At 72.6% G+C, this 21,610-nt stretch carries 18 protein-coding genes; 3 read left to right on the plus strand and 15 right to left on the minus strand.

The genetic code is table 11. The features are described from left to right. Positions 1-11: 11 nt before the first annotated feature. The 15 genes from ftsZ to AMO33_RS11540 form a co-directional block, all read right to left on the minus strand. The gene (gene ftsZ, locus AMO33_RS11470; protein ID WP_060592528.1) at positions 12-1,250 is read right to left on the minus strand and encodes a cell division protein FtsZ; all 1,239 of its coding nucleotides are present in this window, start codon (positions 1,248-1,250) and stop codon (positions 12-14) included. Positions 1,251-1,539: 289 nt separating this feature from the next. Beyond that, complete coding sequence (locus tag AMO33_RS11475; RefSeq protein ID WP_011208299.1) at positions 1,540-2,238, minus strand: cell division protein FtsQ/DivIB; 699 nt, start codon at positions 2,236-2,238, stop codon at positions 1,540-1,542. Further along, a complete protein-coding gene (gene murC, locus AMO33_RS11480) occupies positions 2,235-3,740 on the minus strand; it encodes a UDP-N-acetylmuramate--L-alanine ligase (RefSeq protein WP_060592530.1) in 1,506 nt (501 codons plus the stop codon). Before murC ends, AMO33_RS11475 begins: the two co-directional genes overlap by 4 nt. Further along, on the minus strand, positions 3,737-4,873 hold the full coding sequence (gene murG / locus AMO33_RS11485) for an undecaprenyldiphospho-muramoylpentapeptide beta-N-acetylglucosaminyltransferase (RefSeq protein WP_170916193.1): 1,137 nt from the start codon (positions 4,871-4,873) through the stop codon (positions 3,737-3,739). Before murG ends, murC begins: the two co-directional genes overlap by 4 nt. A gap of 28 nt (positions 4,874-4,901) precedes the next feature. Then, a complete protein-coding gene (ftsW, locus tag AMO33_RS11490) occupies positions 4,902-6,296 on the minus strand; it encodes a putative lipid II flippase FtsW (RefSeq protein WP_050768252.1) in 1,395 nt (464 codons plus the stop codon). Positions 6,297-6,409: 113 nt separating this feature from the next. After that, entirely contained in the window at positions 6,410-7,852 is a 1,443-nt protein-coding gene (gene murD, locus AMO33_RS11495; RefSeq protein WP_041560008.1) for a UDP-N-acetylmuramoyl-L-alanine--D-glutamate ligase, read from the minus strand. A 47-nt stretch (positions 7,853-7,899) separates the two neighbouring features. Then, a complete protein-coding gene (gene mraY / locus AMO33_RS11500; protein ID WP_011208294.1) occupies positions 7,900-8,976 on the minus strand; it encodes a phospho-N-acetylmuramoyl-pentapeptide-transferase in 1,077 nt (358 codons plus the stop codon). Beyond that, positions 8,973-10,472, minus strand: a complete 1,500-nt coding sequence (locus AMO33_RS11505) for a UDP-N-acetylmuramoyl-tripeptide--D-alanyl-D-alanine ligase (RefSeq protein ID WP_060592532.1) — start codon at positions 10,470-10,472, stop codon at positions 8,973-8,975. Before AMO33_RS11505 ends, mraY begins: the two co-directional genes overlap by 4 nt. Before the next feature lie 154 nt (positions 10,473-10,626). Then, positions 10,627-12,201: a UDP-N-acetylmuramoyl-L-alanyl-D-glutamate--2,6-diaminopimelate ligase gene (locus AMO33_RS11510; RefSeq protein ID WP_060592535.1), complete on the minus strand. Its 1,575-nt coding sequence runs from the start codon at positions 12,199-12,201 to the stop codon at positions 10,627-10,629. A 156-nt stretch (positions 12,202-12,357) separates the two neighbouring features. After that, entirely contained in the window at positions 12,358-14,247 is a 1,890-nt protein-coding gene (locus tag AMO33_RS11515; protein WP_082668644.1) for a peptidoglycan D,D-transpeptidase FtsI family protein, read from the minus strand. Then, positions 14,244-15,236: a hypothetical protein gene (locus tag AMO33_RS11520; protein ID WP_174520484.1), complete on the minus strand. Its 993-nt coding sequence runs from the start codon at positions 15,234-15,236 to the stop codon at positions 14,244-14,246. The genes AMO33_RS11515 and AMO33_RS11520 overlap by 4 nt, the downstream gene beginning before the upstream one ends. A 64-nt stretch (positions 15,237-15,300) precedes the next feature. Further along, positions 15,301-16,275, minus strand: a complete 975-nt coding sequence (rsmH, locus tag AMO33_RS11525; protein ID WP_060593439.1) for a 16S rRNA (cytosine(1402)-N(4))-methyltransferase RsmH — start codon at positions 16,273-16,275, stop codon at positions 15,301-15,303. Between the two features lie 241 nt (positions 16,276-16,516). Next, positions 16,517-16,948, minus strand: coding sequence for a division/cell wall cluster transcriptional repressor MraZ (gene mraZ, locus AMO33_RS11530; RefSeq protein ID WP_011208288.1), 432 nt, complete (start codon positions 16,946-16,948; stop codon positions 16,517-16,519). A 496-nt stretch (positions 16,949-17,444) separates the two neighbouring features. Then, the gene (locus AMO33_RS11535; protein ID WP_011208287.1) at positions 17,445-17,864 is read right to left on the minus strand and encodes a DUF3040 domain-containing protein; all 420 of its coding nucleotides are present in this window, start codon (positions 17,862-17,864) and stop codon (positions 17,445-17,447) included. 147 nt (positions 17,865-18,011) lie between these two features. Beyond that, a complete protein-coding gene (locus AMO33_RS11540) occupies positions 18,012-18,395 on the minus strand; it encodes an SAV_6107 family HEPN domain-containing protein (protein WP_060592536.1) in 384 nt (127 codons plus the stop codon). Positions 18,396-18,549: 154 nt separating this feature from the next. Between AMO33_RS11540 and AMO33_RS11545 the strand changes: the two genes are divergently transcribed. From AMO33_RS11545 to AMO33_RS11555, 3 genes are read left to right on the plus strand one after another with little or no spacing between them, the layout of a single operon-like run. Further along, complete coding sequence (locus tag AMO33_RS11545) at positions 18,550-19,158, plus strand: GNAT family N-acetyltransferase (protein WP_060592538.1); 609 nt, start codon at positions 18,550-18,552, stop codon at positions 19,156-19,158. Continuing rightward, positions 19,155-20,708: a phytoene desaturase family protein gene (locus AMO33_RS11550; protein WP_060592539.1), complete on the plus strand. Its 1,554-nt coding sequence runs from the start codon at positions 19,155-19,157 to the stop codon at positions 20,706-20,708. Before AMO33_RS11545 ends, AMO33_RS11550 begins: the two co-directional genes overlap by 4 nt. Next, the gene (locus tag AMO33_RS11555) at positions 20,705-21,547 is read left to right on the plus strand and encodes a carotenoid biosynthesis protein (protein ID WP_060592541.1); all 843 of its coding nucleotides are present in this window, start codon (positions 20,705-20,707) and stop codon (positions 21,545-21,547) included. The genes AMO33_RS11550 and AMO33_RS11555 overlap by 4 nt, the downstream gene beginning before the upstream one ends. Positions 21,548-21,610 lie beyond the last annotated feature (63 nt).

Raw genomic sequence — 21,610 nt, forward strand, 5'->3', positions numbered from 1 at the left:
CGGCCGCGGCGTCAGCGACGCATGAAATCGGGCACGTCGACGTCGTCGTCGGGATCGGGGTCCTGGATATGGGAGCGGCTGTTGTGCGCGACGGTCGGCTCGGCCAGGCGGGCCCGCTCGCTGTCGCGATAGTTCGGCACCGCGCCCCGGGTGGAGCCGGTCGAGGCGTTCGCCGACGACGCGCTCTCGGTGGCCCGCGACGGGGGCAGCTCGCTGCCGCGGTTGCTGATCTCCCCCGCACGTCCCGCGCCGATGGTGCCACCCCGGGTGTGCGACGGCGTGTCGAAGGTGCGCCGGGCCGGCCCGCCCCCGTCGAAGCCGGCCGCGATGACGGTCACCCGCACCTCGTCACCGAGCGAATCGTCGATGACGGTGCCGAAGATGATGTTCGCCTCGATGTGCGCGGCCTCCTGCACCAGCGAGGCCGCCTCGTTGATCTCGAACAGGCCCAGATCCGAACCGCCCGCGATCGACAGCAGCACGCCATGCGCGCCGTCCATCGACGCCTCGAGCAGCGGCGAGTTGATCGCCGCCTCGGCGGCCTTGACCGAACGCCCCTCCCCGCGCGCCGAGCCGATGCCCATCAGGGCGCTGCCCGCGCCCGACATCACGCTCTTGACGTCGGCGAAGTCGACGTTGATCAGGCCGGGCGTGGTGATCAGGTCGGTGATGCCCTGCACACCGTTGAGCAGCACCTCGTCGGCGGAACGGAAGGCGTCCATCAGGCTCACCGCGGCGTCGCCGAGCTGGAGCAGGCGGTCGTTGGGGATGACGATGAGCGTGTCGCAGGACTCGCGCAGCATGTTGATGCCGACCTCGGCCTGGTTGCCGCGGCGCTTGCCCTCGAACGAGAACGGCCGGGTGACCACGCCGATGGTCAGCGCGCCGAGCTTGCGCGCGATGCTGGCGACCACCGGCGCACCGCCGGTGCCCGTGCCGCCGCCCTCGCCCGCGGTGACGAAGACCATGTCGGCGCCCTTGAGCACCTCTTCGATCTCGTCCTTGTGGTCCTCGGCCGCCTTGCGGCCGACCTCGGGATCGGCGCCGGCGCCGAGACCGCGGGTGAGCTCACGGCCGACGTCGAGCTTGACGTCGGCATCGCTCATCAGCAGCGCCTGCGCGTCGGTGTTGACCGCGATGAACTCGACTCCCTTGAGTCCCTGTTCGATCATCCGGTTGACGGCATTCACGCCGCCGCCGCCGATACCGACGACCTTGATCACTGCAAGGTAGTTGTGCGGGGGCGTCATGGGCTCTCGCCTTCCTTCGATCCAAGCCTGTCATTTCGGAAAACCCTGAACCTCAACCATAGGGTTAGCGTTATGTCAAGTATCCGACTGCTGCGGAACGCTATTCGCCGCCGCCGCGATCCCGGCGCAGGCGCGCCGAAACGAGGAACAGAATCTTGCACGATCCCACTCACCGCGGGCGGGGCACCCCGTAGGGTTGGACGGTTGCTCACCGCGGGACGATCCGGCCGCAGCAACCGGACCGGTGGCACACCACCCCCGAAAACCGGCCGGGCGCACGAGGTGTCGATCACTTCACCGTGACCAGATTCGGACTCGAAACGTCGAACACCGTGCCCTCTCGCGTCAACAGCGGCAACACCACCGCCGCCTTGCGTTCGGCATCGTCCGCTCCGCCCCACACTACCGTGCGGCCGTCCTTCAGTTTCAAGGAGATGTCCGAAATCGACCGCGCGACAACCTCGCCCACCTGGATCTTCAACGCGGGCGGCACGGCGTTCACGACGGTGACCGCGGCCCTGGTCAGCGGATCGGCGCTGCCTGGGTGGTCGGCGACGAGCTTGGGCAGGCCGGGCGGAGGCGGCTCGATCGCGAATTCGACGGCCTCGCCGTCGAGCAGATGCGAACCCTGCGGGGTGTCGAAGTACAGCACCGCCTCCCGCTCGACCACCGTGACCCGCAACGTCTGCGGATACACGCGCTTGATCCGCACCGAGGCCACCTTGGGAAGCGCGGCCACCCGCCGGGCCATCGCGTCGGTGTCGACCCGCAGCAGGGACCGGCCCTCGGGGACCTGCAACTGGGCCATGACCTCGTCCTCGGGCACCGCGCGCAGTCCTTCCACGTCCACCGTGCGCACCGAGAGCACCGGGCTGAACCACGCCACCGCGAGCAGCACGGTCAACAGGCTCACCGCGAGCAGGGCCCACAGCCGTACCCGGCGCAGCCCGCCCGGGCCGAGCAGTTCCCCCGCCGCGCGCACGCTCACCGCCCGTGCTGGGGCCGCGCCCGTAGGCCGTCGAGGATCTGGCTGCCGAGCATCGTGACGTCGCCCGCGCCCATGGTGATGACCACGTCGCCCGGCAGCGCGAGCCCGGCCACCTGACGGCCGACCCGCGACATGTCGGGCTGGTAGTGCACCGGCGCGGTGACCGCCTGGGCCACCAGCGCGCCGTTCACCCCGGGCATCGCCTTCTCCCGTGCGCCGTACACGTCGAGCACCACGACCTCGTCGGCCAGGCTCAGCGCGGCGCCGAATTCGGCGGCGAAGGTGGCGGTGCGGCTGTAGAGGTGCGGCTGGAAGACCACGATCACCCGGCCCTGCCGGGAGCGGGCCCCGTCGCGAGCCTCCTGCTCGACCAGCGCGGCGGCGGCGCCGAGCACCGCCCGCACCTCGGTGGGATGGTGGGCGTAGTCGTCGAAGACCCGCACGCCGTTCTCCCGGCCGACGAACTGGAACCGGCGATGCACGCCGCCGAAGCCCTCCAGCCCCTGGATGATCTCGTCCAGGTCGGCGCCCGCGGCGCGGGCGGCCAGCAGCGCGGCCAGCGCGTTGAGCGCCATGTGCCTGCCCGGCACCGACAACCGCAGCGTGCGCGGGGCGGGTTCGTCGCCGAGCTGGAACTGGGCGACCCCACCCACGTCGCGCGGCTCCCAGCTGTGCAGGCGCACCCCGACCGGGACCGGCGCGTCGGCGAGTTCGCCGGAGCCGTAACCGAGTACCCGCACACCGCGCTCGGCCAGCCGCGCGCCGACCCGTTCGGCCAGCGCCCGCGAACCCGGATCGTCCAGGCACACCACCAGCAGTCCGCCCGCGGCGAGCCGGTCGGCGAAATCGTCGAACACCTGGGTGTAGGCGGCGTCGGAGCCGAAGAAGTCCAGGTGGTCGGACTCGATGTTGGTGACCACGGCGACGTCCGGGTCGTACTGCAGCAGCGAGCCGTCGCTCTCGTCGGCCTCGGCCACGAAGATCTCGCCGGTGCCGTGGTGGGCGTTGGTGCCCGCCTCGTTCAGCTCACCGCCGACCGCGAAGGACGGGTCGAAACCGCAGTGCTGCAAGGCCACGATGAGCATCGAGGTGGTGGAGGTCTTGCCGTGCGTGCCCGACACCAGCAGGGTGCGGTGCCCGCGCATCAGCGAGGCCAGCACCGCCGGACGCAGCAGCACCGGGATGTCGCGGCGCTGCGCCTCCACCAGTTCCGGATTCGTCTTGGGGATCGCCGCGTAGGTGGTGACCACCGCGGTCGGACCGCCGGGCAGCAGGTCGAGCGCGCCCGCGTCGTGGCCGATGCGGACCTGCGCGCCGCGGGCCCGCAGCGCCAGCACGCCGCGGCTCTCCTTCGCGTCGGAGCCGGAGACCTCGCCGCCGCGCGACAACAGGATCCGCGCGATGCCGGACATACCGGCACCGCCGATGCCGACCATGTGCACGCGCCGCAGCTCCGGCGGCAGCGCCGACCGCTGCTCGGTGCCCGCGGCGATGTCGTTCATCGCGCCACCCGCACGGCGATGCGCGCCACCTCGTCGGCGGCGTCGCGGTGTCCCGCACCGGCGGCGGCGCGGCCCATCTCGGTCAGCCGGGTTCGGTCCAGCAGCAGCGGTATCACCTCGTCGATCACGTATTTCGGGGTCAGTTCCGAGTCGGGGACAATTCTGCCACCGCCCTGCGCGACGATCGGACGGGCGTTGAACTCCTGCTCGCCGTTGCCGTGCGGCAGCGGCACGTAGAACGCGGGCAGGCCGACCGCCGAGACCTCGGCCACCGTCATCGCTCCCGAGCGGCACACCACCGCGTCGGCGGCGGCGTAGGCCAGATCCATCCGCGACAGGTACGGCACCGCGACATAGCGTGCCGTACCACCGGTTTCGGGCACGTCCAGGGTGTTCTTCGGGCCGTGCGCGTGCAGCACCGAGATCCCCGCCGCCGCCAGCTGCGGCGCGGCTCCCGCGATCGCCTCGTTCAGGCTGCGCGCGCCCTGCGAGCCGCCGAACACCAGCAGCACCGGGCCCGCATCGGGCAGCCCGAAGTGCGCACGGGCCTCGGCGCGCAGCGCGGTCCGGTCCAGCGCGGTGATGGATTCGCGCACCGGGATGCCCACCACCTCGGCACCGGGCAACCCCGAATCCGGCACCGCGGCCAGCACCGCGCGCGCCACCCTGGCGCCGATCTTGTTGGCGATGCCCGCCTTCGCGTTGGCCTCGTGCACGATCACCGGCACCGCGCGGCGACGGCGCAGCACACCGCGGCCCGCCGCCAGGTAGGCCGGCAGCGCGACGTAGCCGCCGAAACCGATGATCACGTCGGCCTGCACGGCGTCGATCACCGCGCGGGTGCGCCGCACCGAGGCGCGCACCCGGGCGGGCAGCCGCAGCAGGTCGGCGGTCGGCTTGCGCGGCAACGGCACCGGCGGGATCAGCTCGAGCGGATACCCGCGCTCGGGCACGAGCCGGGTCTCCAGCCCCCGTTCGGTGCCCAGTGCCGTCACCCGGATGGCGGGGTCGAGCCGCCGCAGCGCGTCGGCGACCGCGAGTGCCGGTTCGATGTGCCCTGCCGTGCCACCGCCCGCGACGATCACCGAGAGCCCGGAACCGGAATCCTTCGTGGTCACCTCGTACTCCTCCACCGGGCCCGTCGTGCGCGTCGCCCGTCACTCACCTGTATCTTCCCCGTTCTCTCGCGTGTGGCATCGGATAGGTCGGCTCCCAGGCTCTGGTCGCGCGCGCCGAGCTGGTGCCGCGGCTCTCCCCCGCGCGGCGCCGCCGCGGCGCGGGCTGGCGGGAGCGCTCGCCCGGCCGGGGCCGCGCACCCTCGCCGCGACCACGCTCACCACGCCGGGCGGCCGAGCGGGCGCGCGCGGCCTCGGCCTTGGCCGGCGAATACGGCTCGGGCTTGGGCAGGCGCAGCAACCGGCTGAACCGCCCGTCCTGCCCGGCCTGCAAGGCCGCCACCGCCTCGGGTTCGTGTCGGGCGGCGTTGGCAATGATGCCGAACATGAACAGCGTGATCGCCAGCGACGAGCCGCCCGCCGAGACCAGCGGCAGCTGCAGGCCGGTCACCGGCAGCAGGCCGACGACGTATCCGACGTTGATCAGCGCCTGCGCGGTGATCCAGGTGGTGGCCGTGGCGACCAGCAGCCGCAGGAACGGGTCCACCGAGCGGGCCGCGATGCGCAGGCCGGTGTAGACGAACAGCGCGAACAGGCCGAGCACCAGCGCACAGCCGAGGAACCCGAGTTCCTCGCCGATGATGGCGAAGATGAAGTCGTTGTGCGAGTTGGGCAGGTAGCTCCATTTGGCGCGGCTCTGGCCGAGCCCGCGACCCCAGATCCCGCCGTCGGCCAGCGAGTACAGCGCCTGGCGGGCCTGGTAGCCGATGCCCTGCGGATCCTCGCCGGGATTGAAGAAGGCGCGCATGCGGTCGGAGCGGTACCCCGCCGACAGGGCCAGCACGGCCGCGGCGACGATGCCGGAGATGGCGATGGTGACGAACAACCGCACCGGCAGCCCACCGAACCACAGCAGCGCGGCGAGCACGATGCCGAGGGCGATCGTGGTCGACAGGTTGGGCTCGAGCACCACGAGCAGGCAGACCAGCATGCCCGCGGGCACCAGCGGCACCAGGATGTCCTTGAGCGGCGCCTGTTCGCTGCGCCGGGAGGCCAGCAGGTGCGCGCCCCACACCACCAGCGTCACCTTCACGATCTCCGAGGGCTGCACCGAGACCGGGCCCAGATCGATCCAGCGCCGCGAACCCTGCACCTCGGTGCCGATCCCCGGGATCAGCACCAGGAACAGCGCGAGCACCGACAGCGCGAACAGCGGGAACGACCACTGCCGCAACCGCCGGATCGGGATGCGCAGCGCCAGATAGAACAGCACGCAGCCGATCGCGGCGAACATGGTCTGCTGCACGAACAGCGAATAGGCCGAGCCGCCCTCGGCGTAGGCCTCCACGCTGGAGGCCGAGAGCACCATCACCAGACCGAGCACCGTGAGCAACGTGGCGATGGTGACGATCAGGTGGAACGAGGCCAGCGGACGCGCCATCCAGGTGAGGAACCGGGTCACCGCGGGAGCACGGGCGCCCGCCGGCCGGGCCGCGCGCGCCTGCTTGCCGGTGTCGGACTTGCCGCGGCGCAGCGCCCGCCGGGCGGGCGCGGTCACGGCTGCCGCCCGATGTCACCGTCTTCCAGCGCGTGCACCGCGTCGGCGAAGCTGCGTCCACGGTGGGTGTAATCGGCGAACATGTCCAGCGAGGCGGCCGCGGGCGCGAGCAGCACGGTGTCGCCCGCGCGGGCGTACCCGGCGGCCGTGCGCACGGCCGCCGCCATCACGGCGTCGGCCTCGTCGGGGCGGAGCGGGTCGTCGGCCATCACTGCATCGTCACCCGCGCGCACCTCGACCACGGGGACCTCGGGCGCGTGTCGCGCCAACGCGGCCGCGATCACCGGCGCGTCGACGCCGATCAGCACGGCGGCGACCAGCCGGTCGGCGACCTCCTCCACCAGGTCCTCCACGGCCGCGCCCTTGAGCCGGCCGCCCGCGATCCAGACCACGTGCGGGTGGGCCAGGATCGAGGAGCGGGCCGCGTGCGGGTTGGTGGCCTTGGAGTCGTCGATGAACTCGACACCGGCCACCTCCCGCACGAACGCCGCCCGGTGCGGGCCCACCTTGTGCTCCTGCAGGCCCTCCTTGACGAACTGCGGCGCGACGTCGATGGCCCTGGTCAGCGCGGCGGCGGCCAGCGCGTCGGCGACACCGGCGGGCCCGGGCGGGCTGATGTCGCCCACCTCGGCCAGGATCGCGGCCTTGGTGAACGCGCGGTCGAGCAGTTTGCCGTCCACCACGCCCAGCTCGCCGTCGGCGGGCACACCGACCCGGAAGCCGACCGTGCGCCGGGCCTTGGAGCGCCGGGCCAGCGCCGCGGCCACCGGATCGTCCAGGCCGACCACGCCGATCCGTCCGACCAGCGCCCTGGCCTTGGCCGCGGCGTAGGCGTCCAGCCCACCGTGCCAGTCCAGATGGTCCTCGGCGACGTTGAGCACCACGCCCGCCTCCGGGCGCACCGAGGGAGCCCAGTGCAGCTGGAAGCTCGACAGTTCCACCGCCAGCACCTGCGGACCGGGGTTGCGGCGCAGCGCGTCCAGGATCGGCAACCCGATGTTGCCGCAGGCGACGCTCGCGATCCCCGCCGCGCGCAGGATGGCGTGCGTCATCTGGGTGGTGGTGGTCTTGCCGTTGGTGCCGGTGACGACCAGCCACTTGCGCACCGGCCCGTAGATGCGGGCCTGGTCCACCCACCAGGCGAACTCGACATCGCCCCAGACCGGGATGCCCTCGGTGACCGCCGAGACCAACACCGGCGAGTCCGGCCGCCAGCCCGGGCTGGTGATGACCAGCGCGAACCGGCTCAGGTCGGCGCTCTCGAGCTCGACCGAGGTGGCCACCTCCAGGCCGAGTTCGGCGGCCTCGGCCAGCGCCTTCGCGCCGCTGTCGGTGACGACGGGATGCGCGCCGATGTCGCGCAACGGCTCGACCAGCGAGCGCCCGGAGATGCCCCAGCCGGCGACGAGCACGTCACGCCCGCGCAGGAATTCGAGCATGGGCCCCGGTGATCGCAGGGCCCGCGGAGAATGTTCGACCATCCTGATCACCCGACCGCGGAGAGATATTCGCTGTAGAACAGGCCGAGACCGAAGGCCGAGGCCATCGCGGCCAACAACCAGAACCGGATGATGACGGTCGTCTCCGCCCATTTGCTGAGTTCGAAGTGATGATGGAACGGCGCCATCTTGAACAACCGGTTGCGCGTGGTGCGGAACACCGCCACCTGCAACACCACCGAGGCGGCCTCGGCGACGAACAGCGCGCCGATCACCACCATCAGCAGCTCGGTGCGGGTGGTGATGGACAACCCGGCCAGCAGGCCGCCCAGCGCCAGCGACCCGGTATCGCCCATGAAGATCTTCGCCGGCGCCGCGTTCCACCACAGGAAGCCGATGCAGGCCGCGGTGCCCGCCGCGCACACCAGCGCCAGGTCCAGCGGGTCACGCACGTTGTAGCAGCCGGTCTCCGGCTTGGTGGCGCACGCGTGGTAGTACTGCCAGAAGGTGATGATGACGTAGCCGCCCAGCACCAGGCTCATCGAGCCGGCGGCCAGGCCGTCCAGCCCGTCGGTGAGGTTCACCGCGTTCGACCAGGCGACCACCACCAGGCTGACGAAGGCCAGGAAGACGATCACCCCCATCGAGACCGTGGTGATGTCGCGGACGTAGGACAGGTGCCTGCTGGCCGGGGTGAGCCCGTTCTCGCCGCGGAACTGCAGCGCCAGCACGCCGAAGACGATGGCGGCGGTCAGCTGCCCGAGGTACTTGCCCGCGGCGGTCAGGCCGAGGTTGCGGCCCTTGCGGATCTTGATGAAGTCGTCGATGAAGCCGACCGCGCCCAACGCGGTCGCCAGACCGAGCACCAGCAGCGCCGACGCCGAGGGCCCCTCGGCGTCGTAGGCGATGCCGATCAGGTGCGAGCCCAGGTAACCGGCCCACATGCCGATGAGGATGGCCACGCCGCCCATGGTCGGCGTGCCGCGCTTGGACTGGTGGCTGGCCGGCCCGTCGACCCGGATCTCCTGCCCGAAGCCCTGTTTGGCGAAGAACTTGATCAGCGCCGGGGTCAACAGGATCGACACCGTCAGCGCGATCGCCGCCGCGAATAGGATCTGTCTCACTGCGCCGCCTCCGTGTCGCTGCCCGCCCGGCGGGTCAGATGCTCGGCGACCTCCCACAGGCCCACCGACTTCGATGCCTTCACCAACACCACGTCACCCGGCTCGACCTCCCGGTCGAGCAACGCGACGGCGGCGTCGATGTCGGGCACCAGCACCGACTCCTCGCCCCACGAGCCTTCCATGACCGCGCCCTGGTGCATCGCCCGGGAGGGGCGGCCGGTGCCGACGACGACCAGCCGGTCGACGTCCAGACGCACCGCGAGCCTGCCGATCCCGTCGTGTTCGAGCACCGACTCCTCGCCCAGCTCGGCCATCTCGCCGAGCACCGCCCAGCTGCGCCGCGGCCGCTCGCCCGCCCGGGACATGGTGACCAGCGCCTTGAGCGCGGCCCGCACCGAGTCGGGGTTGGCGTTGTAGGAGTCGTTGACCACGGTGACGCCGTCGGCGGTGGTCCGCACGTCCATCCGGCGTTCGGACACCGCGCGGGCGCCGGACAACGCCGCGGCGACGGTGGCGAGATCGGCGCCGCATTCGCTCGCCACCGCGGCGGCGGCGAGCGCGTTGCCGACCTGGTGTTCGCCGTGCACGCCGAGCCGGATCTCGGTGCTGCCCGCGGGGGTGTGCAGGGTGAAGGTGGCACGTGCCTGCTCGTCGAGGCGGACCTCGCTCGCGCGGTAGTCGGCGTCGCCGGACAGACCGACGCGGACCACCCGCGCGGCCGTGCGCGCGGCCATGGCCGCCACGTTCGGGTCGTCGGCGTTGAGGATCGCGAGCCCGTCGGCGGGCAGCGCTTCGACCAGTTCGCCCTTGGCGCGGGCGATGGCCTCGCGGCTGCCGAACTCGCCGAGGTGGGCGGTGCCGACGTTGAGCACCACGCCGATGCGCGGTGGCGCGACCTCGGCCAGCGCGGCGATGTGCCCGACACCGCGGGCGGACATCTCCAGCACCAGGAAGCGGGTGTCGGCGGTGGCGCGCAGCGCCGTCCAGGGGTGGCCGAGCTCGTTGTTGAACGAGCCGGGCGGTGCGACGACCGGGCCGAGCGGCGCGAGCACGGCGGCGAGCAGATCCTTGGTGGAGGTCTTGCCGGACGAGCCGGTCACCCCGACGACGGTGAGACCACCGGCGGCGCTGAGCCTTTCGACGCTGGCGCGGGCCAACGCGGCCAGCGCGGCGAGCACCGCGGCGCCGGAGCCGTCGGCGTCGTGCGCCAGCGCCATCGACGTGGCCGGCACACTGCCCCGCCGTGGTTCGACCACCACCGCGGGCACGCCCACCGGTCGCGCCGCCAGCACCGCGGCCGCACCGGCGGCCACCGCCGCGGCGGCGTAGTCGTGCCCGTCGGCCCGTTCACCGGGCAGGGCGAGGAACAGATCCCCCGAACCGATGCGGCGCGAATCGAATTCGGCCGTACCGGTCACTCGCACCTCCGGGTCGGGAGCGTCGTGCAGCGTGCCGCCGACGACGTCCGCGATCTCCCGCAGTGTCATCTCGATCATGAAACCGTCAAGTCCTCCGCGTCCGTCCGCGACGGACGGTCGTCTCCGGGGCATCGTCCGTGCCCGCTTCTTCCGTGCCCGTTCGTTCGGTGCCCGTTCTTTCGGTGCCCGTTCGTTCGGCACCCACTGTGAACAGGTTGTGCCACACGTTCGTTCATGTGCGCGCCTCCGCGCCCGCCTTGCCGGCCAGCGCCGCGGCGAGAACCTCCCGGTCGTCGAACGGGTGCTTGACCCCCGCGATCTCCTGGCCGGTCTCGTGGCCCTTGCCCGCCACCAGCACCGCGTCGCCGCGGCGCGCCCACGCCACCGCGGCCTCGATCGCGGCGGCGCGGTCGCCGATCTCGCGCACCTCGCCGCGCACCTCCGCGGGCACCTCGAGTGCCCCGGCGCGCAGCGCGGCGCGGATCGTCGCCGGATCCTCGGTGCGCGGGTTGTCGTCGGTGATGACGAGCAGGTCCGCACCGCGGGCACCGGCCGCGCCCATCAGCGCGCGCTTGCCCGCGTCGCGGTCACCGCCCGCGCCGACCACCACGGCCAGCCTGCCCGGATGTTCGGGATCGGCGGCGGCCAGGTGCTCGCGCAGCGTGGCGATGACCGATTCCAGCGCGGCGGGTTTGTGGGCGTAGTCCACCACCGCCAGGAAGTCCTGCCCGCGCTCCACCCGCTGCATCCGCCCCGGCACGTCCACGGTGGCCAGCGCGGGCGCGGCGACGGCCGGATCGGCGCCCGCGGCCGCGCAGACCGCGACGGCCAGCAGCGCGTTGGCGACGTTGTAGCGGCCGGGCAGCCGCAACCGCACGCCCAGCTCGCCGGCGGGCCCCGCGGCGGTGAATTCCTGTTCGGCCCCCACCGTGGCGACCCCGCCCGCGACCCGCCAGTCGGCCTCACCGGTGGTGGACACGGTGATCGGCGCGGCCAGCCCCTCGGCCAGCCGCCTGCCCCACGCGTCGTCCACGCAGACCACCGCGGTGCGCGCGGCGACCGGCGACTGCGGCTCGAAGAGCCTGCGCTTGGCGGCGAAGTAGTCCTCGAGATCGGCGTGGAAATCCAGGTGATCCTGGGAGAGGTTGGTGAAGGCACCCACGTCGAAGCGCACGCCGTCGACGCGGCCGAGCGCGAGCGCGTGGCTGGAGACCTCCATCACCACCGCCTGCACGCCCTGCTCGACCATCAGCGCGAACATCGCGTGCAGCTGCGGCGCCTCGGGGGTGGTCAGGGCGCTGGGCACCCGCCTGCCGCCGATCCTGGTCTCGATGGTGCCGATCAGCGCGGTCGACAGGCCCGCGGCGGCCAGCCCGGCCTCCACCAGATAAGAGGTGGTGGTCTTGCCGGAGGTGCCGGTGATCCCGATCAGGCGCAGGCGCTGGGAGGGCTGGCCGTACACAGCGGCCGACAGCTCGCCGAGCACCTCGCGCGGGCGTTCGCGCACCAGCACCGGGACCGTGAGCCCGTCGAGCACGCGCGCGCCCTCGGCATCGGTGAACACCGCGACCGCGCCGCGCGCGACCGCGTCGTGGGCGAAGCGGGCGCCGTGCGCGTGCGCGCCGGGCAGGGCCGCGAACAGGTCGCCGGGCTGCACCGCGCCGGAACGCTGTTCGATGCCGGTGACCACGACGTCGGCGGGCACCGGCGCGGCCGCGTGGGCGCCGGTCAGCTCCAGCACGGTGGTCAGCGGCGTCGACGGCGGGTCGACCGGCCGCAGCACGGGCTGGCTGGACTGCTGGGGCACCTTGCTCCTCTCTGGTGGGGCGAATTCTGCGGACACGCGAGGGTGGCGACGAGTCAGGTTACCGACGCGCGCGCACGCCCGGGCAACGCGCCTCGGCCAAGCACTCCCGCGCGCCCGCGCGAGCCCTGCTGAGCACCCCTGTTCGAACGTCCGAAACTACGCACCGGCCTGCAACACGAACTTTCTGGCCGGCTCGGTCGAGGGCGGGATGCGGTCGCGCTGCAGCGCCCAGGAGGCGATGTTGTGGAACAGCGGCGCCGCCGACTGGCCGCCGGAACCGTCGGAGCTGCGCACCGGGTTGTCCAGCATCAAGCCGATGACGTAGCGGGGGTCGTCGGCCGGCGCCATACCCGCGAAGGTGATCCAGTAGCTCGACGACGAATAGCACTTGCAGCGCGGGTCGATCTTCTGGGCGGTGCCGGTCTTGCCGGCGATCTGGTAGCCCTCCACGGCGGCGGGCGCACCGGTGCCGTTCTGGTCGGCGTCCATCGGGTCGCGCTGTACCACCGACTGGAACATGGTGCGCAGCGTCCGCGCGGTCTGCTCGCTCACCACCCGCACGCCCTCGGGCTGCGGTTCCTCGGTGCGGGTGCCGTCCGGGGCGACGGTGGCCTTGACGATGCGCGGCGGGATGCGCACGCCGTCGTTGGCGATGGCCTGGTACATGCCGGTCATCTGCAACGTCGACATCGAAAGGCCCTGCCCGATGGGCAGGTTGGCGAAGGTGCCGCCGGACCACTGGTCGCGCGCGGGCACCTGTCCGGCGGTCTCGCCGGGCAGGCCGACCCCGGTGCGCTGGCCGAGGCCGAAACGGTGCAGCATGTCCGCGAAGCGGTCCTCGCCGATGCGTTGGGCCAGCATCAGTGTGCCGACGTTGGACGATTTACCGAAGATGCCGGTGGTGGTGTAGGGCGCGACGTCGTGTCCCCAGGCGTCGCTGACCGTGACGCCGGCCATCCGGATCGAGCCCGGCACCTGGTGCACCTCGTCGGGGTTGGTCAGGCCGTACTCGATGGCGGCGGCCGCGGTGACGATCTTGTTCACCGAGCCCGGCTCGAACGGATCGCTCACCGAAGGGTTGTTCGTGTTGGCCGAGCCCCAGCTCTGCGGGCCGAGCGCGGGGTTGAAGGTGTTGTCGTTGGCCATCGCGAGCACCTGGCCGGTCTTGGCGTCGAGCACCACCGCCGAGGCGCCCTCGGCGCCGGACAGCTCGCGGGCCTGTTGCACCTGTTGCTGCACGTAGTACTGCAGATCCGAGTCCAGGGTCAGCTCCACCCCGTTGCCGTCCACCGCGGGCTGCTTGTCGCGCCAGCTGCCGGGGATGACGGCGCCGTCGGAGCCGCGGTCGTAGGTGTGCGAGCCGTCGGTGCCCGCGAGCACCGAGTCCAACGAGGACTCCAGCCCGATCAGGCCGTGCCCGTCCCAGCCGGTGGCGCCGATGATGTTGGCGGCCAGCGACCCGCCCGGGTACTCCCGCATGTCCTGGCGCTCGGCGCCGACCTCGGGGAACTGCACGGTGATCTCGGTGGCGATCCGGGGATCGACGCTGCGGGCCAGGTAGACGAACGGTTCGTCGCTGGTCAGCTTGTCCAGCAGTTCGGACTCCTTCGGCGCCTGCGCGCCGAGCTTGTCGTGGATGGTCGCGGCGATGTCGCGCAGCCGCTGCTCGGGATCGGGCGCCTTGTCGTTCTTCTCCCGCGCCTCGGCCAGGTTCTTGCGCACCTGCACCGGCTGGAACGTGAGTGCCTTGGCCGAGACGGTGAACGCCAGCGACTTGCCGTTGCGGTCGGTGATCGGGCCGCGGGTGGCCTCGTCGACGAGCCGGGTGGTGCGCTGGCTGGCCGCCTGCGCGGACAGGCCGGGCGCGGAAATGCTCTGCACCCACAGCAATTGGAGCGCGACCACGGCGAGCGCGACCAGCATGACGATGCGGCCCACGCCGAGGCGCAGCCGCAACGGCTGATCGGCCGCGGCGGCCCGCGCCCCGGCGGGGCCGGGGGCGGACGGCCCGCGCCGCCGGGGCGGTGCGGGCCTGGCCTGCGTCATCGGATGCCTCCCTCCGGCACGGGCGGCGCCTGCGCGGGATCGATCGCCGCGGGGGCGGGGGCCGCGGCGATGCCGCCGGGCGGCACCGGGGCGGCGGCGTTCGTCGGGGTGGGCGCGGGCACCGCGTCCGGCGCGGGCGCCGCGAGCCCTTCCGGTCCGGAGCCCGCGATACCCGCCGGGGCGGGCGGAGTCACCTCGGGCGCGGGTGCCGGTACCGCTTCCGGCGCGGGCGGTGCGATCTGCTGCGGAGCCTGATCGGCGGGGTCGAGCGGCACGGCACCCTCCGGCAGCGGTTCGCCCTGCGGCGCCGGGGCGCCGGGCACCGGGGACGGCGGCGCGGCGACCGGCGGCAACGGCGCGGGCGCCGGGGCGGGGACCGCGGGCTGCGAAGGGGTGCCCGGCGCGGCCGGATGCTGCGGGGTGGCGACGGCCGTCACCGGCACCACCCGCTCACCCTGCGGCGCACCCGGGCGGGACGGGTCGGCGGGCGTGGTGTTCAGCGGCGGCGCCGGGGCGCCCTGCGCGGGCGTCGGGTCGCCGATCACGGTCACCGTGCCGTCGGGCGCGATCACCAGCCGGGCCGGATCCTTGGCCGGAATCATGCCGAGTTCCCGTGCGCGCGCGGCGAGTTCGGGCGCCGAGTCGGCGGCTTCGACCTCGCGCTGCAACGCGGCCCGCTCCTCGGTGAGCTTGCGATTGAGCTGCCTGGCGTCGCTGAGCTGGTAGCTGTCCTCGGCGGCGCGGGTGGTCAGCAGCAGCGTCAGCGCCAGACCGCAGCCGAGCAACGCGATGATCGCGGCGACGAACGGGATCCGCCCGGCCATCGCCGAGGAGGTCTTCGGCAGCTTCGGCGTGTCGGCCAGCTGCTCGGCCCGCATCCGCCGCTTGGCGTACGCGCGCTGTGCCGCACCGGACTTCACCCGTTCGGCGGCCTGCACCCGGCGGGCGACGCGACCTGGCGAAGGGACCGTACGCGTCCGAATACTCATGGTGTCGTCGCCTCCTCTGCTCCGAATGAACATCCCCACCCCGTCGACGTGCCGGGCTCCCCGTTCACGAGGCCGCCTCGATCCGTTCGGCCGCGCGCATCCGCACCGGCGCCGCGCGCGGGTTCTCCGCGATCTCCCGCTCGCCGGCCTTTTCGGCGCCGCGGGTGAGCAACCGGAATTCCGGTCCCATGCCGGGCAATTCGACCGGCAGGTCCACCGGTGTGCGCGAGGTCGTGCGGGCCGCGAGTTCCTGCTTGACGACCCGGTCCTCGAGCGACTGGTACGACATGACCACGATCCGGCCGCCCACCCGCAGCGCGTCCAGCGCGGCGGGCAGCGCGGCTCGCAGCGAGTCGAGCTCGCCGTTCACCTCCACCCGCAACGCCTGGAAGGTGCGCTTGGCCGGGTGGCCGCCGGTGCGCCGCGCCGCGGCCGGGATGGTCGCGTACAGCAGCTCGACGAGCTCGCCGCTGGTCTCGAACGGTTTGTGCGCACGGCGGCGGATCACCTCGGAGGCGATCTTGCCCGCGAAGCGTTCCTCGCCGTAGTTCTTCAGCACCCGCGCGAGATCGCCGTGGCTGTAGGTGTTGAGGACGTCGGCGGCGGTGATGCCCGAGGTCGGGTCCATCCGCATGTCCAGCGGCGCGTCCACCGAGTAGGCGAAACCGCGCTCGGCCTCGTCCAGTTGCATCGAGGACACCCCGAGATCCATCAGGATCGCGCTCACCGAGCCGGTGGGCGGCAGGCCCGCCTGCCCGAGGGCATCGGCGATGCCGTCGTATCGGGTGTGCACCAAGGTGATTCGCTCGGCGAAGGGCGCCAGCCGCTCCCCGGCCAGCCGCAGCGCCTCGGTGTCGCGGTCGAGGCCGACCAGCCGTAGTCCGGGGTACCGGGTCAGGAAGTGCTCGGCGTGTCCGCCCAGGCCCAGCGTGGCGTCGACGTAGACCGCGCCCGGTTCGGTGAGCGCCGGGCCGAGCAGTTCGTCGGCCCGCTCGAGCAGGACCGGGACATGGCGGGCGCCGTGCTGTTCACGGTTCACCTCGACCTCCCGGATCCTGCCTCGCGTCGTCTGTACGGGTACGGGCGCCCGGTGGTGCGGCCGCGGGCCGGCGTACACGGGTCGCCTTGTTCCACTCGGGTTTTCGGATGCCGGGGAATGATCTGTCGTTCGCACCGGAGGCGAATGCCCCGTGGTCCCTGTCCGAACCGGCACCTGGCGTCGGGGAAGTACGCCAGGGTCCGCGTCCGGGCAGAGACCGCGCGGCACTCGCTCGCCCGGTCTAGAAGATCCCGCCCAGCGACTCGTCTCTCGCTTGCGCGTAATCCTCCTCGTGCTCGGCGAGGTAGGACTCCCACGCCTGCTTGTCCCAGATCTCGAGGAAGTCGACCGAGCCGATCACCACGCAATCCCGTGACAGGTTGGCGTAGCGACGGTGGTCCGCCGACAACGTGATCCGCCCTTGCGCGTCCGGCCGCTGCTCGTCGGTGCCGGCCGCCAGCGCTCGGACGAACGCCCGAGCCTGCGGATTGCTGCGAGACGCGGCCGCGGCTCGCCGGGCGAGCGCGGTGAACTCCTCCTTGGGGTACACGGCAAGGCTGTGGTCCTGACCCTTCGTGACCATCAACCCTCCCGCCAGATCGTCTCGAAACTTCGCAGGCAACGTGAGTCGCCCCTTGTCATCCAGCCGCGGTGTGTAGGTACCGAGAAACACCTCGCTACCTCCCTACCGGATCACCGCGCCTGCATGGCCTCTCCTGTAGTGCGGGCTCCACATTACCCCACTTTCCCCCACTTTCAATCGAAACAACGGGTGATCTGGCTCCCCGCGGCGACGATTCCGCAGGTCATCCCAGCTATCACCGGGGTGGGGAACTTTGTGCATGTCCCGCCTACACGCGGCGGGTCTCCGGAAACTGCCAGCAAACTCCCCAGCTAGCCCGGGGTGCGGCCCGTGCCGGGGGGCGAAGTGGGGCGAACGCGTGGGGCGTTGTGGGGGGATCGGGCGCGACGGCCCGCGGGGACTACCGGACGGTAAGAAGTGCCCACGTTCTCGGCGTGTCGCGCACGCTTCCGGCGCGCCGAGGCAGACACCGTCCAGACACTCTCCAGACGCGCGAGAAGGCGACGCCACACCCGTGCGGGTGGACGCCGCCTGTCGTTGTCACGATGTACCGGGGGCGCGGGGCCCGAGCGCGTGGTCGGGGCCGCTACTCCTGTTCGAAGCGCCGGCGGAACCTGTCCTCCATGCGTTCGGAGAAGCCGCCCGACTTGCGCGGACGACCGCCGCCGCGACCACCGGACGCACCGGGGCCGGTGGGCAGGTCCGCGTGCCCACCGCGGGCGGCGCCGCCCTTCGACCCGCCGGTCAGCAGCAGCACGCCGGCGCCGAACATCACGATGAACCCGATCAGACTGATGATGGGGAACCCGCCGGGCTTGGGACCGGCGATGCCCGCGACCAGCAGAAACAGACCGAGGACGAATAGAGCGGCGGCCTGGAGTCTGCGGCGACTCGAGGTCGAGCGGAGACGTCCGCCACGGACGGACGAGGCGAACTTCGGATCCTCAGCATAGAGCGCGCTCTCGATCTGTTCGAGCATGCGCTGCTCGTGCTCGGAGAGTGGCACGGTACCTCCCCCGGCACTAGGCGTGGCTGTCGCCTCCGGGTAGGCGACAGATAGCCGACCTTGGCGGCTATCTGCCCCCAATGATACGAGTTCGATCAGGGCCGTACCACCTAATGGGGGCAGCGGAACGAAACTGTCGCCGAGCCGCTACGCACTCCTGCCCGGCGCGGGCCGCAGCCGGGCCGCCGAGCGCAGCAGATCCTCCACGTCGTGCAGGAATGCGCCCACCCGCGAAGCGAACTCGTCGGCCTCGGTGTCGTCCACATCACGGTCGAGTCCGGCCTCGAGCGCGGCGCGCAGTTCCGAGCGCGCGGAGAAATAGTCGGCCCACATCACGAACTCCGGCGCGGCGCGCTGCAACAGCACCCACGCGTTGCGGGAGCGCGCCCGCGGCGCCGCGTCGGCGCCGGTGTGCGCGAGCACCGCGCCCGCGCCGCGCAGGGCGGCCAGATACGCGGTGCGGAACCGCTCGCGTGGATCGCGCTCCCCCGCCGCCGCCATGAGCAGGCCGTCGGCCTTCTCGAGCAGCATGCCCGCCTTGCCGGGCCCGCCCGGTGCTGCGTAGCGACTCGGCGATGCGTACCAACTCATGAGCCGTCCCCTTCCGTACCGTGGCGGCAACTGCGCTTGAATATAGAGACGACCACCGACAACTTTCCGCGCTCGCGCGGCACCGACGAGAGCCATGACCGCCGTCACGCCACATCACACCCCCGCCCCCGCCGTCGTCGACCTCTCGGTCGCCGAGCTGCGCTACCGGCTGCACGACGCGCTGTCGGTGTACGTGGCCGCCATGGAGTATCCGCGCGGCACCGAGAACCACCGCGCGCCCATGTGGACCGAGCACACCACCCGCGCGGGCTGGCAGGCGGTCGCGGCGATGCTGCCCGACGACGGCCACGTCGATGTCCGCACCGCGCCGCTGCTGGCCATCGCCTACGGCTACCGCGGCGCCCCGCACCAGTGGTGGCACCAGCAGGTGCACGCGGGCATGCGCCGCTGCGGCTGGCCGGAGCATTCGGCCCGCGAACTGCTCGCCGACTACTTCGAACTCACCGAGTTGCACGTGCATCCCAGCGCACAGGGGCTCGGCATCGGGGGCACGCTGCTGCACCGGCTGCTCGAACACCGCGACGAGCGGGCGGTGCTGCTGTCGACCCCCGAGGTGGCGCGGGAGGAGAACCGGGCCTGGCGGCTGTACCGCCGGGCCGGCTTCACCGATGTGATCCGTGACTTCGTCTTCGCCGGGGACACCCGGCCCTTCGCGATCCTGGGACGGCGGTTGCCGCTGTGACGGTGGTGGTGGTCGGCTCCGGCCACAACGCGTTGATCGCCGCCTGCTATCTGGCCAGGGCCGGGCATCCGGTGCACGTGCTCGAACGCGACGAGGTGCTCGGCGGCGCGGTGTCCACGGTGGCGCGGTTCCCGGGGCACCGGGTCGATCGCGGTTCCTCGGCGCACCTGATGATCCGGCACACCGGCATCGTCGAGGAGCTCGAGCTCGAACGCTTCGGCCTGCGCTACCTCGACTGTGACCCGTGGGGTTTCGCGCCCGGCGCGCCACCGCTGGTCTTCCACCGCGACCTCGACGCCACCTGCGCCTCGATCGAGCGGGCCTGCGGGTCCGCCGACGCCGACGCCTACCGCCGCTTCGTCGGCGTGTGGGGGCCGCGCAGCGCCCGGGTCATGCGCGCGTTCGGCGCACCGCCCCGCCCGCCGCACCTGCTGCGCTCGTTCTGGGGGCTGGACACCGGGGCCGGTGGCAGCGCGCTCTCGCGCGAGTTCCTGCAATCCGGTGATGCCTTGCTGGACAGCTGGTTCCGGGACGAGCGGCTGAAGGCGGCACTGGCCTGGTTCGGCGCGCAGTCGGGACCGCCGATGTCGGAGCCGGGTACCGCGCCGATGGTGGGGTTCGCCGCGCTCATGCACACGCTGCCGCCCGGGCGGGCGGTCGGCGGCAGCGGCGCGCTCACCGAGGCGTTGGTCGCCCGGTTGCGCGCGGACGGCGCGACGGTCAGCACGGGCGAGGCGGTGACCGCGCTGCGCCGGGTCGGCGAGCGCTGGCGGGTGCGCACCGCGGCGGGCCGGGAACTCGACGCCACGGCGGTGATCGCGGGCGCGCACGTGCTGACCACACTGGACCTGCTGGAAGCGGGTGGTTTCGATCGGGCGGTGCTGGCCGAGTGGCGCGCCCGCATCCGGGTCGGCCCCGGCATCGGAATGGTGGTCCGGGTGGCCACCGACGCACTGCCCTCCTATCCCGGGGCGAGCGCGGCCGAGTCGGCGCGCGGATTGCAGCTGCTGGTCACCGAGCGCGCGCAGCTGTACCGCGCGCACGGCGCGGCGCTGGCCGGTGAGTTGCCGCCGCGGCCGGTGGTGCTGGCGATGAGTTTCAGCGCGCTGGATCCCGGCATCGCCCCGGCCGGGGAACATCAGCTCTCGCTGTGGGCGCAGTGGCATCCCTACCGGCTGGCCGACGGCAGCGACTGGGCCGGGCACGCCGAGCGGGAGGCGGACCGGATCATCGCCGAGGTGGAGGCGGTGGCCCCCGGTTTCGCGGGCTCGGTGCGGCGGCGGTTCGTGCAGACGCCGGTCGATCTGGAGCGGGAACTCGGCTTGCGGGGCGGGAATGTGATGCACGTGGAGATGGCACTGGATCAGATGATGATGTGGCGGCCGCTGCCGGAACTGTCCGGTCAGCGGGTGCCCGGCGCGCCCGGGCTGTATCTCACCGGCGCGTCCACGCACCCGGGCGGCGGGGTCAGCGGGGCGAGCGGACGCAGCGCCGCGCGGTTGGTGCTGGCCGACCGCCGCCGGTCCCGGATTCCCTTCCTGCGCCGATGAGCGACCGAAACCGGTCGGCGGCGCGCGCCCGGTTCCTGCCGCTGGTGCTCGCGGTGGCGCTCGTGCTCGCCCAGATCGCCTACCCGCTCACCGCGGGCCCCGCCCGTGACCGGGTGACGGTCCTGGTGGTGCTGTTGGCCGCGGGCACCGCGCTCGCCCACGCCGCGGTGACCCGCGGATTCCGGTACGCCGCCGGGTTTCTGGTGATCGTGTCCGGGCTCGGGCTGCTGTCGGAGGTCGTCGGTGTGGCGCTCGGTGTGCCCTACGGCTGTTACGAGTACGCCGTGGACCGGATCGGTCCCGGCCTGGCGGGTGTGCCCGTGCTGGTGCCGCTGGCCTGGACGGGCGGGGTGTACCCGGTCTGGATCGTGGCGGGCCTGCTGACCGCGCGCGCCGGGCGGCTGCGCACACCGGCGCGGATCGCGCTGACGGCGATCGGCGCGGTGGGCTGGGATCTGTTCCTGGACCCGCAGATGGTGGCCGACGGTCAATGGACGTGGTGCGACACCGATTCCGGCCTGCCCGGCGTCCCCGAGATCCCGCTCACCAACTACCTGGGTTGGCTCGTGGTCGCCACGGTGATGGCCGCGTTGCTGGCCGTCTGGGAGCACGCGGCGCCGGCACCCTCGCAGCCGCGCGACGAACCGGCCACCGTGGTCGTGCCGGTCGCGGTGTTCTGCTGGACCTGGCTCGGCTCGACGCTGGCGCACGCCGCCTTCCTCGGCCTGCCCGCCTCGGCGGGGTACGGCTTCCTGGGGATGGGCGTGCTCGGTGTTCCGTTGCTCGTCCTGCTCGTCCGGGACCGTCGCACCGCCACGGCGGACCGCCCGCGTCGGTAGCCGCGCGGCGAACCGCCGTGTCGGCGCCTGCCCTTTGGCGCCGGAGGGCGCGCGCCTGGCACG

This window comes from Nocardia farcinica, assembly GCF_001182745.1.
GTDB lineage: Bacteria > Actinomycetota > Actinomycetes > Mycobacteriales > Mycobacteriaceae > Nocardia > Nocardia farcinica.

Excerpts from the sequence above, each read along its gene's own strand:
- ftsZ (WP_060592528.1), bottom strand. The coding sequence starts at position 1,250 with ATGACGCCCCCGCACAACTACCTTGCAGTGATCAAGGTCGTCGGTATC.
- murC (WP_060592530.1), bottom strand. The coding sequence starts at position 3,740 with ATGAACGACATCGCCGCGGGCACCGAGCAGCGGTCGGCGCTGCCGCCG.
- ftsW (WP_050768252.1), bottom strand. The coding sequence starts at position 6,296 with ATGGCGCGTCCGCTGGCCTCGTTCCACCTGATCGTCACCATCGCCACG.
- murD (WP_041560008.1), bottom strand. The coding sequence starts at position 7,852 with ATGCTCGAATTCCTGCGCGGGCGTGACGTGCTCGTCGCCGGCTGGGGC.
- AMO33_RS11505 (WP_060592532.1), bottom strand. The coding sequence starts at position 10,472 with ATGATCGAGATGACACTGCGGGAGATCGCGGACGTCGTCGGCGGCACG.
- AMO33_RS11515 (WP_082668644.1), bottom strand. The coding sequence starts at position 14,247 with ATGACGCAGGCCAGGCCCGCACCGCCCCGGCGGCGCGGGCCGTCCGCC.
- AMO33_RS11520 (WP_174520484.1), bottom strand. The coding sequence starts at position 15,236 with ATGAGTATTCGGACGCGTACGGTCCCTTCGCCAGGTCGCGTCGCCCGC.
- AMO33_RS11540 (WP_060592536.1), bottom strand. The coding sequence starts at position 18,395 with ATGCTGCTCGAGAAGGCCGACGGCCTGCTCATGGCGGCGGCGGGGGAG.
- AMO33_RS11545 (WP_060592538.1), top strand. The coding sequence starts at position 18,550 with ATGACCGCCGTCACGCCACATCACACCCCCGCCCCCGCCGTCGTCGAC.
- AMO33_RS11555 (WP_060592541.1), top strand. The coding sequence starts at position 20,705 with ATGAGCGACCGAAACCGGTCGGCGGCGCGCGCCCGGTTCCTGCCGCTG.